Raw genomic sequence first — 13,698 nt, forward strand, 5'->3', positions numbered from 1 at the left:
GTGCGAGACCTGGCCGCCCTTCCCAAGGCCCACCTCCATCTCCACTTCACGGGCTCCATGCGCGTCTCGACGCTGGCGTCGCTCGCCCAGACCCACGGTCTGCACCTGCCGGACGCGCTCCTCGACGACGACCCGCTGCACGTGCCCGCCGACGAGCGCGGCTGGTTCCGGTTCCAGCGGCTCTACGACGCCGCGCGCGCGTGCGTCCGCTCCGAGGCGGACATGCGCCGGATCGTCGACGAGGCGGCCTTCGACGACGCGTCGGAGGGGTCCGGGCGGCTCGAGATCCAGGTCGACCCGACCTCGTACGCGCCGTTCGCCGGGGGAATCACACCCGCTCTGGAGATCGTGGTCGACGCGGCCCGGTCCGCGTCGCTCGCGCACGGCATCGACATCGGGGTGATCGTCGCGGCGTCCCGCATGCGGCACCCGCTGGACGCCCGGATCCTGGCGCGCCTGGCCGCGCACCACGCCGGCGACGGCCCCGGTCAGGTGATCGGGTTCGGGCTGTCCAACGACGAGCGTCGCGGCGAGACCGCCGAGTTCGCGCACGCGTTCGACATCGCCCGGGACGCCGGGCTGGCCGCCGTGCCGCACGGCGGGGAGCTGCTCGGCCCGGCGCACGTGGAGGACGTCCTGGACCACCTGCGGCCCGACCGGCTCGGGCACGGCGTGCGGTCCGGCGAGGACCCGCGGGTGCTCGACCGGGTGGTCTCCGCGGGGATCCCCCTCGAGCTCTGCCCCGCGTCGAACGTGTCTCTGGGGGTGTACCGGTCGGCCGCGGACGTCCCCCTGCGCGCCTTGGTGTCGGCCGGCGCGATCGTCGCGCTCGGCGCCGACGACCCGCTCCTGTTCCGGTCGCGCCTGCTCGACCAGTACGAGCTCGCGCGCTCCGTGCACGGGTTCTCCGACGACGAGCTGGCCGACCTCGCCCGCGCGTCGATCCGCGCCAGCCGGGCGTCGGACGCGGTCAAGGCGAGGCTGCTCACCGGCGTCGACACGTGGCTGGCCGCCTGACGGCGCCGCAGACTTGACGACGAGCGGCGCGAGGCTGCATTGTGTCAATGTATTGATCCATTGACTCAGGGGAGAGGCCGATGTTTCTGCTCGTACCGCTGATGCTGATGCTCGTGCTCGGCGCGGCCGTCGGGTGGGCGCTGCGGCCCGTGCGCACGACCGCCCCGACGACGCCGTCGCAGGCCTGGATCGCCGCCGAGCGGCACGCCCGCCGCGTCGTCGCAGTCGCGTGGATCGTGCTCGTGCTCGTGCCGGCCCAGATCCTGATCGGTTTCTTCGGCGGGTACCGCATGGTGCAGCCTGCCGGACCGGTGCAGGCCGCCCTCCCTCTCGTCGGCGGCCTGGCGTTCCTCGCGGTGGGCGCCGTGGGCGAGCTGACCTGGCCGCGCCCGATCGGCGACGTCCGGCGTGCCGGGCTGTCTCGGCGACGCGTGCGGGACATCGCTCCGCGCGGGCTGTCGGTCCTGACGGCGACCTGGGCGACCCTGCTGGCGGCCCTGCTGATCGTGAGCGGTGCGGCGGCCGGCACCGGCGGGCGCTCCCTGTCCTTCCAGAACGGAGAGGTCGTGCGGACGACCAGCCCGTTCCCCGGCTGGTACTACGGGCGGCCCGTCGCGATCGCGCTGGTCCTCGTGCTCACCGCGTGCCTCGGCGTCCTCGTGCTGATAGCCCGCCGACCGCCGGTGAGCGAGACGGCTCCGCACGCCGACGCGGCGTTGCGTCGCACCTCCTGCCGCCGAGTCCTGGCCGGGGTGCAGCTCGTTCTCGCCTGGACGTTCGCAGGCTGCCTCTTCTTCGTCGGCTCGGCCCTGTCGGGTGTCGAGCCGCGCTGGGCGGACGCCTTCGGGCCCGGGACCTCGGTGCTCGTGGGGCACCTGCTCTCGTACGTCTCGCTCGCCATCCCGATCGTGTCCGCCGTCGTCGCGGTCGCGGCATCGCGCGCGCCGGTGACCTCGTCGGCGCTCGGCCAGGGCACGGGGCTGGTGACCGCATGAGCGCACAGCTGGAGGTCGACGTCACCTCCGGTGTCCCGGCGTTCGAGCAGATCCGCGCGCAGGTGGTCGCGCACGTGGCCGCCGGGCGTCTGGTCGCCGGGGACCGGCTGCCGACGATCCGCGCGCTGGCCACCGACCTCGGACTCGCGGCGGGCACCGTCGCCCGCGCGTTCCACGAGCTGGAGGCCGAAGGGGTCGTCGAGACGCGGCGCCGCGCCGGGACCGTGGTCGCCGCGGGCGCCTCGGTCCCGACCGACGTCGCCCGCCGGGCCGCACAGACGTACGTCGCGGCCGTCCGCGCGGTCGGGCTCACCGACGACGAGGCCCTCGTCCTGGTGCACGGCGCGCTGATCGGCACGCCGGTCGACGTCAGAGGCTGACGCCGACCAGGACCGGTTCGGGCTCCAGGGTGATGCCGAACTCGCTCGCGACGCCCGCGCGCACCTGACGGGCGACCGTCAGGAGGTCCTGCGCCGTCGCGGAGCCGCGGTTGGTCAGCGCGAGGGTGTGCTTGGTCGAGAGGGTCGCCGGGCCGGGGGCGCCGAAGCCGCGGGCGAAGCCGGCGCGGTCGATCAGCCACGCGGCGCTCGTCTTGACCAGGCCGTCGTCGGCGGGGAACCGGGGCGCGTCGGCCGGCAGGGCGTCCGCCGCTGCAGGCGTCAGCAGCGGGTTGGTAAAGAACGAGCCCGCGCTCCACGTGTCGTGGTCGGCGGCGTCGAGCACCATGCCCTTGCCCGCCCGCAGCCCGAGGACCGCGGACCGGACCTCGGCGAGCGGCGCCCGCGACCCGACCTCGATGCCGAGAGTGCGGGCGAGCTCGGGGTAGGTCACCGGGCGGGACAGGTCGCCGGGGCGCAGCTGGAACGTCACGTCGAGGACGACGTAACGCGGCGTCGGACCCCAGGGCGCCTGCGGGTCGTCGTCCGACGGGGACAGCGACCGCTTGAGCAGCGAGGTGCGGTAGCCGAAGGCCAGCGTGACCAGCGGCAGCGTGCGGACGCGGCCCCGGGCGCGGTCCCAGACGCGGACGATCGAGATGCTCTGCGAGACCTCCTGGCCGTACGCGCCGACGTTCTGCACGGGCGTCGCGCCGGTGGACCCGGGGATGCCGGAGAGCGCCTCGATACCGGTCAGCTCCTCCTCCACCGCGTAGCGCACGACCTCGTCCCACGGCGTGCCGGCCGGGACGGTGAGCGTGGCGCCGGCGCAGGCCGACGCGTCCGGCACCTCGACGCCCGAACGGACGTCCCGCACGACCACACCGTCGAAGCCCGCGTCGGCGACGAGCAGGTTGGAGCCTCCACCGACGACGAGCAGCGGCTCGCCGTCTGCGTCCGCGGTGCGCACGGCGTCCAGCAGCTCGGCCTCGGTGGTCGTCTCGACGTACCGAGCCGCCGGGCCGCCGACGCGCAGCGTCGTGAGGTCGGCGAGCGTGGTCCCGGCGGACCGGACGGACGGCCAGACGATCGTCGGGGGGACGGTCGCCGGGGAACAGTCGGCCGTGCTCAGCTCGGTCTGCACGCGACCAGGTTAGTCCCGTGCGCTCGACGGCTCCGCCCGCAAGGGGGCGGCGGCGCTGACCACGCTCAGACCGAGCGCGATCGGCACGATGACGACGAGCAGCGCGTGCCGGTAGCCGACGTGCTGCGCGAGCAGCCCGATCAGCGGTGGGCCGGCCAGGAACGCGCTGTAGCCGATCGTCGCCACGACGCTCACGCGCGCGGGTGCCCGCGACGGCTCGTCGGCAGCGGCGCTGAGCCCGACCGGGAACCCGAAGGCGGCGCCGGCGCCCCAGGCGACCACGCCGATCACGGCGACCCACAGGGTCGGTGCCAGGGCGAAGACGAGCAGGCCGACCAGGGAGAGCAGGGCGCACAACCGCAGGACCACGACGCGCCCGCGCCGGTCGAGCAGGGTGCCGCCGAACCAGCGCATGGTGGTCATCGCCGCGACGAACACCCCGAACGCCAGCGCGCCGAGCGCCTCGGCCGTGCCGAACCCGTCGACCACCGAGAGGCTGACCCAGTCGTTCGCGGAGCCCTCGGTCAGACCGGCGGCGAGCACGATGAGCCCGAGCAGGAGCGTGCGCGGCTCCATCCAGGCGGCCATCGCGCCACGAGCGCCCTTCTCGGGCGACTCGTCGTGGTGCACCTCCGCCGAGGGCAGGAAGCGACGCACGGCGAAGCCCACGACCACCGCCGCGGAGATCACCGCGACCGGGATGTGCACGACGACCGGCACGTGCAGCGCGGCCATGACGGCGGCGATCGCGGCCGCCGCGACGGTGCCGAACGAGAACCCCGCGTGGTACCTGGGCATGATCGTGCGCCCCAGGTGCTGCTCGACGGCGGCGCCCTCGAGGTTCATGGCCGCGTCCCAGACGCCGGTGCCGACGCCGTACAGGACGAGCCCGAGACCGACGACGACCACCTGCCCGAGGGCCACCCCGACTGCGGCGATCGTGAGCCCGGTCGCGTTGAGGACTGCGAACGCGAGAACCGTCCGGGCCGCCCCGAGGCGCTCGACCACCATGCCCGACAGGGGCAGCGACAGCAGCGACCCGACCGCGCCGACCAGCAGGAGGGCGCCCATCTGCGCCGGCGAGAAGCCGAGCCCGTCGCGGATCGCCGGCAGGCGCGCGGCCCACGTCGCGAAGTTGAAGCCGTTGAGGAAGAAGACGACGAACACCGCCGCCGACGCACGTTCGACCAGGCGAGCGTGGGAGGTGGTCACGGGACGATCGTCCTGCACGGACTCGCTCACGGCACACGCACCAGTCGGCGGCGCCGGGCGCGCTGCGACGGGACGACGTGCCGGGCGACGACCGCGGCGACGGGGTCCGGATCGGCGTCGGCGACGAGGGCGACGGGAACGTCGGCGACGACCGGGAGGCCTGCGACTGGCGTCGACCTCTCGGGCGCGACCCGCCGGGCCAGCAGCACGCTGGCCACCATCGCGACCGTGATGAGCACGAGGGCGTGCCGGGCACCGGTCGCGGCCGCGAGGATGCCGAGCAGCGGCGGTGCGGCGATCGACGCCACGGAGGCGAACGACGAGACGACCGCGACCCGACCGGCGGCGCGCATCGGGTCGTCGGACGCGGCCGCGATGCCGATGGGCACGGCGAGCGCGGCGCCGAAGCCCCAGAGCACGATGCCGACCCCGGCGAGCGGGAGCGTCGGCGCGAAGCCGAACGTGAGGAGCCCGACGATCGCGACCGAGCCGGAGGAGCGGAGCACGATCACGCGGCCGAACCGGTCGATGAGTCGGGTGCCGAGCAGCCGGACCAGGGTCATCGCGCCGACGAACACGCCGAGCATGGCGGCGCCGACCGCCTCGGCCTTCTCGAACCCGTCGACGACCGCCAGGGACAGCCAGTCGTTGGCCGACCCCTCGGACAGGGCTGCGGCCATCACGACGACGCCGATCAGGAGCGTGCGCGGCTCGCGCCACGAGTCGAGCGCGGACGCGATCGTGCGGCGGCGCCCGGCCGGCACCGCGGGGCTCGCACCGGACGCTGTGCCCGACGTGGCCACCGGCCCGGACCACGGGCGGTCGCCCGGGGCGGCGGCGAGCACCACACCGCGCAGGGAGCCGAGCCGCCAGGCGACGGCGACGCCCGCGACGAGGGAGAACTGCAGCGCGACGGAGACGTCAGCGCGCGACGCGAGCGCTCCGATCGCGGAACCGACGACCGCACCGATCGAGAACGCCGCGTGGAACTGCGGGATGACCGTGCGACCCATCGCGCGCTCGATCCGCGCGGACTCGACGTTCAGCGGCACGTTGCCCAGCGCGACCGCTACGCCGTTGAGGAAGATGCCGACGCCGAGGAGCGGGACCGAACCGACCGTCGGACCGACGCCCATGAGCACGTACCCGACCGCGAGCACGGCCGTGGACATCAGCAGCGAGGTGCGGCTGCCGAACCGCTGCACCACCATGCCCGCGAACGTCACCGTCAGCAGCGCGCCGAGCGACCCGATCAGGAGCATCAGACCGAGCTCGCTGGTCGACAGGTCGAGGAGGTCGCGCACGGTCGGGATACGGGCGAGCCAGCTCGAGAAGACGATGCCGGTGAGGCCGAACAACCCCATGAGGAGCCAGCGGGCTCGACTCACGGCAGGGGGCAGCCCGGGGTGGGCGGGGTGACTCACGAAGGGCTCCGAGACGGTGGTGGCGAGGGGACGAGCAGTTCGTCCTGGTTCATCGATCGAATCGATTCGATCGACCGACGAACATCGGGGTCGAATCGATTTGAGGGACAGGACCATTCTGCGGGTACGCTGGCCGCTGCGTCAAACAGATTCGCGCTCTGTCAGCTCGAAGGCACGCTCGACGACCCGCAGCAGCGCCGCTCCCGGAGGTCCCGCCCTGTCCCCGACCCGCCCCACGCTCGCCGACGTCGCTGCCGCGGCGGGGGTCTCGGTGTCGACGGCCTCCCTCGCGTTCTCCGGCGCCGGCCCGATCGCGCCGGCCACCCGGCAGCGGGTCCTCGACGCGGCCGTGCAGCTGGACTACTCGGGCCCCAACCCGCTCGGCCAGCAGCTGCGCCGAGGACGCTCGGGCATCGTGGGCGTCGTCGTCGGAGACTCGCTGGGTCGCTCCTTCCGCGACCCGGTCTCGATCCAGGTGCTCGACGGGCTGGTCAGCACGCTGGGACCGCTCGACCTGGGCGTGCTGCTGATCCCCGGCTCGAGCGACCCTGCCGGACCGGCGGTCGACCCGCTGATCGAGACCGCGGCCATGGACGTCGCAGTCCTCATGTGGGGCGGCACCACGGACGACCCGATGCTCGGCGCACTGCGCCGCCGGGGCATCCCGGCGGTGATCGTCGAGGGCAAGAAGGCCGACGACGTGGCCTCGGTGGGCATCGACGACCGGGGCGGCATGCGCCAGGCGACCGAGCACCTGCGCTCGCTCGGGCACACGCGCATCGCGACCGTGACGCTCCCGTTCAACCGGCAGCGCAACGAGGGGCTCGTCGACGAGGACCGGATGACGCACCTCGAGTGGGAGATCACCAAGCGGCGGCTCGGGGGCGTGACCGACGCAGGCGTCACCCCGGTCGCCGTGTACGAGACGCCGGCCTCGCTGGTGGAGCACGGGCGCTCGGCGGGTCTCGTCCTGCTGAGCGGTGACGACCGCCCGACCGCGGTCGCCTGCCAGTCCGACCTGCTCGCGTCGGGCGTGGTGCTGGCCGCGCGTGAGCTCGGGCTGCGAATCCCGCAGGACATCTCGATCAGCGGTTTCGACGGGCTCGACCTGCCGTGGCTGGCCCCGGACGTGCTCACGTCGGTGGCTCAGCCGCTGGCCGAGAAGGGTGCGGCGATCGGCCACGCGGTCGAGGACCTGCTGGCGGGCGAGCCGCCGACGTCCCGGGAGCTGCCGGTCGAGCTGCGGATCGGCACGACGACCGGACCCGTACCCGCCTGAGGACCGGCCTACAGCCGGACGACGGCCTGAGCCTTCCCCAGCACGCGCGCACCCTCGACGCTCACGGTCAGGTCGATGCGGGCGGTGCCGGCGTCGGCGTCGACCGCCCCGACGACGGCGACGACCTCGATGGTCGCGGCGCCCGGGTCGGGCACGGGCACGGGACGCGTGAACCGGACCTGGTAGTCGACGACCTTGCCGGGGTCCCCGGCCCAGTCGGCGACGACGCCGATCGCGGCCCCCATGGTCCACATGCCGTGCGCGATGACGTCGGGCAGGCCGACGGACGTGGCGACGCGCGCGTTCCAGTGGATCGGGTTGAAGTCGCCGCTGGCGCCCGCGTACCGCACGAGGCGCGCGCGGTCGACGGTGACCTCACGGCGCGCGACCTCGGTGCCGATCTCGAGACTCATGACTCCTCCGGCCGCACGGCGAGCGTGGAGACCACCGTCGCGACGGGCGACCCGCCCTCGTCGGCGATCTCCGCCCGCGTCGTGATCATGGCCAGCCCGGCGCGCACGGTGATGGAGTCGACGTGCAGGACGGTCACCAGGCGGTCGCCCGCGTGGATCGGCCGGTGGTGCGTGAACCGCTCGTCGGCGTGCACGACGCGGCTGAAGTCGATGCCCGCTGCGGGGTCCTCGAGCAGCTGCGCCTCGGCACGCTGAGCGACCACGACGGCGAACGTCGGGGGCGCGATGACGTCGGGGTACCCGAGCGCGCGCGCCGCCGACGGATCCGTGTGGGCGGGGTGGGACGCACCGACCGCGTCGGCGAACTCCCGGAGCCTCTCGCGGCCTACCTCGTAGGCGGCGTTCGGCGGGTACTGACGACCGGCATACCCGGTGTCGACCGGCATGACCTGGGTCAGCGGGTCTCGCGGTGCAGCGTGTGACGGTTGTCGCGCGGGCAGAACTTCTTCATCTCGAGACGGTCGGGGTCGTTCCGACGGTTCTTCTTCGTGATGTAGTTCCGCTCCTTGCACTCCGTGCACGCGAGCGTGATCTTCGGACGGACGTCCGAGCTCTTGCTGGCCATGGTCTTGCCACCTCTCGCGCCCTCACGGGCACTGTGATTCTCGTCTTTGCGCGCCGGCCGACGCGCTGTTGTGTCACTTGGCGGTAGCGGGAGCGGGACTCGAACCCGCGACACCACGATTATGAGCCGTGTGCTCTAACCACCTGAGCTACCCCGCCACTGTCGGTGTGCAGTCCAGTGCGCCGGTTTGCGCGACACGTCCTTCGAACACACCACAGAGCCCCGAAAGGGAATCGAACCCTTGACCTTCTCCTTACCATGGAGACGCTCTGCCGACTGAGCTATCGGGGCAGCGCGAGCAAGGTTACACGGGCCCTGGGGTCCTCGCGAAATCGATCCCCGGAAGCCGACCCGCGGCCCGTGATCCCGCTCCACGTCGTTGCCCTGCCGTTCGCCCGGGTGCAGGCTTGCTGTGTCCCCACGCGCAGGGAGGCCAACGGTGGCGGGTGTGACCGTGCAGCTCGTCGCGCCGGGTTCGGACGAGGACCTCGAGCTCGGCTCGCTACGTCTGCGCGAGGAGCTGATCGCTCTGGCGGTCGACGACGTGCGGCCGGCCACCGGTGGTGAGGTACCCCCCGGGAGTCGCGGGCCGTCGGTCGCCGAGATCGGGACGCTGCTCGTCTCCCTCGGGCCGTCCGTGCAGGTCCTGCAGAGCCTGGTCCAGGGCATCACCTCGTGGCTCCGGCGCGACCGGTCCGTGTCGGCCGTGAAGGTCTCGATCGACGGCGACGTGCTCGAGCTCAGCGCAGCGACGAGCGAGCAGCAGACCGCACTCGTCGACGCCTGGCTCGCGCGACACGGCAGCGCCGTGCGATGACCGTGGACCGGCGCGCCCTGATCGTCGCGGTCGACGACTACGCGGACGCCGGCCTGCGCAGGCTGCTCTCGCCGGCGAGCGACGCCGCCGCGCTCGCCGAGGCGCTCGCAGCCCCGGGTGTGGGCGACTTCACGGTCGACGTCGTGCACAACGGCACCGCCCAGGAGATCCGGGTCTCGGTCGAGGACTTCTTCGCCGACGCCCGGCCCGACGACCTCCTGCTCCTGCACTTCTCGGGCCACGGCCTGAAGAACGCCGGCGGGGAGCTGTTCCTCGCGGCGGCGGACTCCCGACCAGACCGCCTCGCCTCGACCGCGGTCGCGGCGGACTTCGTCAACCGGCAGATGGCCGAGAGCCGCGCGCAGCGGGTCGCCCTGTTCCTCGACTGCTGCTACGGCGGCGCGTTCCCCCGGGGGATGGTCGTGCGCGGGGCCGGCGACGTGCAGGTGCGCGAGGCGTTCGCCGACACGGAACGGACCTCCGGTGGTCGCGGTCGGGTCGTCGTGACGGCCTCCAGCGCGGTCGAGTACGCGTTCGAGGGCACCGAGCTCGCACCCGGGGCGCTTCCCGAACCGTCGGTGTTCACCGGTGCGCTCGTCCGCGGGCTGACCACCGGCGAGGCCGACCGCGACGGCGACGGCTGGGTCGGCCTGCACGAGCTGTTCGGGTACGTCACGGAACAGGTCCGCCGGTCGACCTCGCACCAGACGCCTCACCTGTGGGCGTTCGGCTCCGAGGGCGAGCTGCTGATCGCGCACAGCGGGCGGCGGACGGTCTCGGCCCGCGCACCCGCTGCCGAGCTGCTCGAGGCCGCTCGCAGCCCGTTGTCCGCGACCCGGCTGGGTGTCGCCCTCGAGCTGCGGGAGCTGCTGGTCGGGCACGACGTCGCGCTCGCCCTCGGAGCGTGGCAGGAGCTGAACCGGATGCTCGGCGACGACAGTCGCCGGGTGGACGACGCCGTCCAGGCGGCGCTCGCCGAGTGCACGCTGCGTCTGGAACCGCCCGAGCTCCTCGGGATCGCGGCCGACCCGGAGACGGTGCACGAGGTCCGGCTCGTCGGGCCACCCCTGGCCCGGTCGGCCACGGCGGCCGTCGACGGTCCGTGGCTGCGCGCCGACGTGGACGACGGCGTGCTGCGTGTGAGCGTCGGACCCGAGGTCGGCGCCGCGCGGGTGGGGAGCGTCCGGGTCGTCACACCGATCGGCGACTCGGCGCTCGCCGTGAGCACGCGCGGGAAGACTCGAGGACGACCGGCGGCGCTCCCCCAGTCCGACGTCCCCGGCACGGTCGGCGGAGCGACCAGGGCAACAACCCCTACCGTTACCGGTGCGCCGGTCGGGAGCCCCGCACCGGTGGTCGCTCGCACTGCACCAGCGGTCGGTGACGCCGCGGCACCAGCCGAGCAGACGACGCCGCAGTGGATCGCCGTCTTCATCGCTCTCGTCTTCGTCGGCATCGCGGTCGCGTGCTCCATGTTCGTCAGCTGGACCGGCAGCGTCACCGAGGACGGCGCGGGCAGCTCACGGGCGCTCGCGATCCCTGCCGTCGTCCTTGCGGTGCTCGTGGTGGCGTCCGTCGCGTGGCCCGCCCTGGGGTCGGTCGCGGTCGGCGCCGCCGCCGGCGGGTTCGTCGCGTACCTCGCGTCCGGCATCTTCATCCTCATGTCCCGGCTCAGGTACGACACGGACGCGCCGTCGTGGCAGGCGCTCGTCGTCGGGTCGGTCTTCGGCGTGCTGCTGGTTCTCACGGCGCTCGCCCTGCGCGGCGACCTCGCACCGCCGCCGCGACTGCGCATGCGCACGACGCCGGCCGCCCTGGTCCTCCTGGTCCTCGGCCTCGGGGCATCGATCGGATTTCCGTTCACGGGGGACAACGGCGAGTCCCTGACGGACACGACCTTCTGGTACCTGGTCCTGCCGGCCGCCTTCGCGCTCGTCGTGGGGTCGGCCCTGCTGGTCCGGGGCACGGCACGGCTGGCACACGTGCTGGACACGGCCGCTTACGCCCTGCTCGTCGTCTCGACGTTCGGGACCATCGCCTGGATGGTCCGCAACGGCGTTCTGGGCACCGTCGCGCTGCTCGCCGTGCTCGGTGCTGTCCTGCTCGCCGGGGCGGTCGTCGTCGACTCTCGCGCCCGAGCCGCCGGAACGCGACAGGCCGGCCCCTGAGGGACCGGCCTGTCGTTCCGTGGCGGGTGAGGGATTCGAACCCCCGTAGGCGTTGCCAGCTGATTTACAGTCAGCCCCCTTTGGCCACTCGGGTAACCCGCCAGGGTCGTGCGCACCGAAACACCTCGGCCACCCAGGGGCGGCCGCGCGAGCAGCGTGCGGGTGGAAGGATAGCAACTCCCGGGCAGTGCTAGCCAAACGGCTGCCGTCGCCCGTGGGCAGGGACCAGCCGAGCAGGAGGAGTGTCATGGCGAGCGAAGCGTCGTTCGACGTCGTCAGCAAGGTCGACCGCCAGGAGGTGGACAACGCGCTGAACCAGGCATCGAAGGAGATCGCCCAGCGGTACGACTTCAAGGGCGTCGGCGCCTCGATCGCGTGGAGCGGCGAGAAGATCCTGATGATCGCCAACTCCTCCGAGCGCGTGCTGGCCGTCCTCGACGTCTTCGAGACCAAGCTCATCCGCCGCGGCATCTCGTTGAAGTCCCTGGACACCGGCGAGGACGGCCCCGAGCCCAAGCCGTCCGGCAAGGAGTACCGGCTCGAGGCCCTCATCAAGGAGGGGCTCAGCAGCGAGACCGCCAAGAAGGTGGCCAAGATCGTGCGCGACGAGGGCCCCAAGGGCATCAAGACGCAGATCCAGGGTGACGAGCTGCGGGTGACGGGGAAGAGCCGCGACGACCTGCAGACCGTCATCGCGCTGCTCAAGGGCTCCGACGTCGACGCCGACCTGCAGTTCACCAACTACCGCTGACGTCCCCCGCGCCGTCGAGAAGGCAGTTATCGACGCGACGTCGGTCTGCGACGTCGACAACTGCCTTCTCGAGCGACCGGACGAGGCACGACGGGCCGAAATCAGCTCTGCGGACGGATGAGGAAGCTGACCTCCCAGCCCTCGCTCGTCTCGTTGTCCAGCGACAGGCGCCACTCGTAGCGCTGGCCGACGGTCAGGTTCAGGCCCGGACCGATGCCGAACGCCAGGGGCACGTCGATCGGGGTGCCGGCAGGGACGCCGGACGGGCGGCCGGCCTCGACGTTGCCCTCGATGCGCAGCGGACCGAGGCCGTTCGGACCGTTCACCAGCACCGGCTTGCCGTCCGCGTCGAGCAGCTCGACAACCAGCGCGCGGCGCTGGTTGGTCTCGTCCCAGCCGAACTGCAGCAGCAGGATGATCGCGGCCGGCGGGGTCGGGCTGGTGGTCGTGGACCAGCCGAGGCCGAGGGCGTCGACCTTGCCGTCCGACACCTTGGCGGCGTCGGCGAGCAGCAGCGTGGCCCTCATGGGAACGTGACCGTGCAGGACGTTCGGGGCATGGGACTCTCCTCGTCGGGACAGCGGGGAACGCTCAGTACCGGGTGATGCCGCCCTGCTGGTTCGCCTGCTTCTCCAGGCGCGCGATCCGCTCGGCCATCGGGGGGTGGGTGGCGAAGAACTTCCCGAGGCCGGCGCCCTTGAAGGGGTTGGCGATCATGAGGTGCGACACGTCGACCAGCTCGCGGTCCTGCGGCAACGGTCGGGCCTGGGTGCCGCTCTCGAGCTTGCGCAGCGCGGAGGCCAGGGCGAGCGGGTCGCCGGTCAGCGTCGCGCCGTCCTCGTCGGCGTCGTACTCGCGCGTCCGGCTGATGGCCAGCTGGACCAGCGTCGCGGCGACCGGGGCGAGGAACGCGAGCAGCAGGCCGGCCAGCGGGTTGCTGCGGTCGCGGTCGTTGCCACCCCCGCCGAAGAACAGCGCGAACTGCGCGAGCGACGTGATCACGCCGGCGACGGCCGCGGCGACGGACGACGTGAGGATGTCCCGGTTGTAGACGTGCATGAGCTCGTGCCCGAGGACGCCGCGCAGCTCGCGCTCGTCCAGCAGCCCGAGGATTCCCTCCGTGCAGCAGACCGCCGCGTTCGCCGGGTTGCGTCCGGTGGCGAAGGCGTTCGGCGCGGCGGTCGGCGAGATGTACAGGCGCGGCATGGGCTGGCGGGCCTGCGTCGAGAGCTCGCGGACGATGCGATACATCGCAGGCGCCTCGAGCTCGCTGACCGGCCGCGCCCGCATGGCCCGGATCGCGATCTTGTCCGAGTTCCAGTAGCTGTAGGCCGTCATGACGAGGCCGAGCGCCGTGAAGAAGACGAGGAACTTGGGCGTCCCGCCGCCGAGCAGCCAGCCGACCCCCAGCAGGATCGCCCACATCGCGCCGAACAGCGCCGCGGTCTTCAACCCGTTGAAGTGCTGGTGGCCCAT

15 protein-coding genes and 3 tRNA genes are annotated in these 13,698 nt (G+C 72.9%); 7 read left to right on the forward strand and 11 right to left on the reverse strand.

What is annotated here, in order from left to right; genetic code table 11:
• The 3 genes from ACPPVS_RS15060 to ACPPVS_RS15070 all read left to right on the forward strand — a co-directional run bounded on the left by ACPPVS_RS15060 (position 1) and on the right by ACPPVS_RS15070 (position 2,392).
• Entirely contained in the window at positions 1–1,017 is a 1,017-nt protein-coding gene (locus tag ACPPVS_RS15060; protein WP_426593051.1) for an adenosine deaminase, read from the forward strand.
• A gap of 80 nt (positions 1,018–1,097) precedes the next feature.
• Positions 1,098–2,012: a hypothetical protein gene (locus tag ACPPVS_RS15065; RefSeq protein ID WP_426593052.1), complete on the forward strand. Its 915-nt coding sequence runs from the start codon at positions 1,098–1,100 to the stop codon at positions 2,010–2,012.
• On the forward strand, positions 2,009–2,392 hold the full coding sequence (locus tag ACPPVS_RS15070; protein WP_426593053.1) for a GntR family transcriptional regulator: 384 nt from the start codon (positions 2,009–2,011) through the stop codon (positions 2,390–2,392). The genes ACPPVS_RS15065 and ACPPVS_RS15070 overlap by 4 nt, the downstream gene beginning before the upstream one ends.
• Here the strand turns inward: ACPPVS_RS15070 and ACPPVS_RS15075 are convergent.
• The 3 genes from ACPPVS_RS15075 to ACPPVS_RS15085 form a co-directional block, all read right to left on the reverse strand.
• Positions 2,382–3,479, reverse strand: a complete 1,098-nt coding sequence (locus ACPPVS_RS15075) for a UDP-N-acetylmuramate dehydrogenase (RefSeq protein WP_426595992.1) — start codon at positions 3,477–3,479, stop codon at positions 2,382–2,384. The genes ACPPVS_RS15070 and ACPPVS_RS15075 overlap by 11 nt on opposite strands.
• 63 nt (positions 3,480–3,542) lie before the next feature.
• Positions 3,543–4,745, reverse strand: coding sequence for an MFS transporter (locus ACPPVS_RS15080; protein WP_426593054.1), 1,203 nt, complete (start codon positions 4,743–4,745; stop codon positions 3,543–3,545).
• Positions 4,746–4,771: 26 nt separating this feature from the next.
• On the reverse strand, positions 4,772–6,169 hold the full coding sequence (locus tag ACPPVS_RS15085) for an MFS transporter (RefSeq protein ID WP_426593055.1): 1,398 nt from the start codon (positions 6,167–6,169) through the stop codon (positions 4,772–4,774).
• Positions 6,170–6,386: 217 nt separating this feature from the next.
• On the opposite strand from ACPPVS_RS15085, the gene ACPPVS_RS15090 reads away from it, so the two are divergent.
• Positions 6,387–7,448, forward strand: coding sequence for a LacI family DNA-binding transcriptional regulator (locus tag ACPPVS_RS15090; RefSeq protein WP_426595993.1), 1,062 nt, complete (start codon positions 6,387–6,389; stop codon positions 7,446–7,448).
• A gap of 8 nt (positions 7,449–7,456) precedes the next feature.
• Here the strand turns inward: ACPPVS_RS15090 and ACPPVS_RS15095 are convergent, their stop codons facing one another.
• The 5 genes from ACPPVS_RS15095 to ACPPVS_RS15115 form a co-directional block, all read right to left on the reverse strand.
• Positions 7,457–7,861, reverse strand: a complete 405-nt coding sequence (locus ACPPVS_RS15095) for a MaoC/PaaZ C-terminal domain-containing protein (RefSeq protein ID WP_426593056.1) — start codon at positions 7,859–7,861, stop codon at positions 7,457–7,459.
• On the reverse strand, positions 7,858–8,307 hold the full coding sequence (locus ACPPVS_RS15100) for an FAS1-like dehydratase domain-containing protein (RefSeq protein WP_426593057.1): 450 nt from the start codon (positions 8,305–8,307) through the stop codon (positions 7,858–7,860). The genes ACPPVS_RS15095 and ACPPVS_RS15100 overlap by 4 nt, the downstream gene beginning before the upstream one ends.
• An 8-nt stretch (positions 8,308–8,315) precedes the next feature.
• Complete coding sequence (gene rpmG, locus ACPPVS_RS15105; protein ID WP_029290226.1) at positions 8,316–8,486, reverse strand: 50S ribosomal protein L33; 171 nt, start codon at positions 8,484–8,486, stop codon at positions 8,316–8,318.
• Between the two features lie 84 nt (positions 8,487–8,570).
• Positions 8,571–8,644, reverse strand: a tRNA-Met gene (locus ACPPVS_RS15110).
• Positions 8,645–8,704: 60 nt separating this feature from the next.
• Positions 8,705–8,777 (reverse strand) — tRNA-Thr (locus ACPPVS_RS15115).
• 157 nt (positions 8,778–8,934) lie between these two features.
• On the opposite strand from ACPPVS_RS15115, the gene ACPPVS_RS15120 reads away from it, so the two are divergent.
• A complete protein-coding gene (locus ACPPVS_RS15120) occupies positions 8,935–9,303 on the forward strand; it encodes an effector-associated constant component EACC1 (RefSeq protein ID WP_426593058.1) in 369 nt (122 codons plus the stop codon).
• On the forward strand, positions 9,300–11,471 hold the full coding sequence (locus ACPPVS_RS15125) for a caspase, EACC1-associated type (RefSeq protein WP_426593059.1): 2,172 nt from the start codon (positions 9,300–9,302) through the stop codon (positions 11,469–11,471). The genes ACPPVS_RS15120 and ACPPVS_RS15125 overlap by 4 nt, the downstream gene beginning before the upstream one ends.
• 20 nt (positions 11,472–11,491) lie before the next feature.
• Here ACPPVS_RS15125 and ACPPVS_RS15130 read toward each other — a convergent pair.
• Positions 11,492–11,573, reverse strand: a tRNA-Tyr gene (locus tag ACPPVS_RS15130).
• 145 nt (positions 11,574–11,718) lie between these two features.
• Here ACPPVS_RS15130 and ACPPVS_RS15135 point away from each other — a divergent pair.
• Positions 11,719–12,222: a YajQ family cyclic di-GMP-binding protein gene (locus ACPPVS_RS15135; protein WP_426593060.1), complete on the forward strand. Its 504-nt coding sequence runs from the start codon at positions 11,719–11,721 to the stop codon at positions 12,220–12,222.
• Positions 12,223–12,323: 101 nt separating this feature from the next.
• Here ACPPVS_RS15135 and ACPPVS_RS15140 read toward each other — a convergent pair whose 3' ends face one another.
• On the reverse strand, positions 12,324–12,749 hold the full coding sequence (locus tag ACPPVS_RS15140; RefSeq protein WP_426593061.1) for a DUF6941 family protein: 426 nt from the start codon (positions 12,747–12,749) through the stop codon (positions 12,324–12,326).
• Between the two features lie 64 nt (positions 12,750–12,813).
• Positions 12,814–13,698 (reverse strand): zinc metalloprotease HtpX, encoded by an 885-nt coding sequence (htpX, locus tag ACPPVS_RS15145; protein WP_426593062.1) that lies wholly within the window; start codon positions 13,696–13,698, stop codon positions 12,814–12,816.

Origin of the sequence: Cellulomonas sp. McL0617 (assembly GCF_049994875.1) — a bacterium.
GTDB lineage: Bacteria > Actinomycetota > Actinomycetes > Actinomycetales > Cellulomonadaceae > Cellulomonas.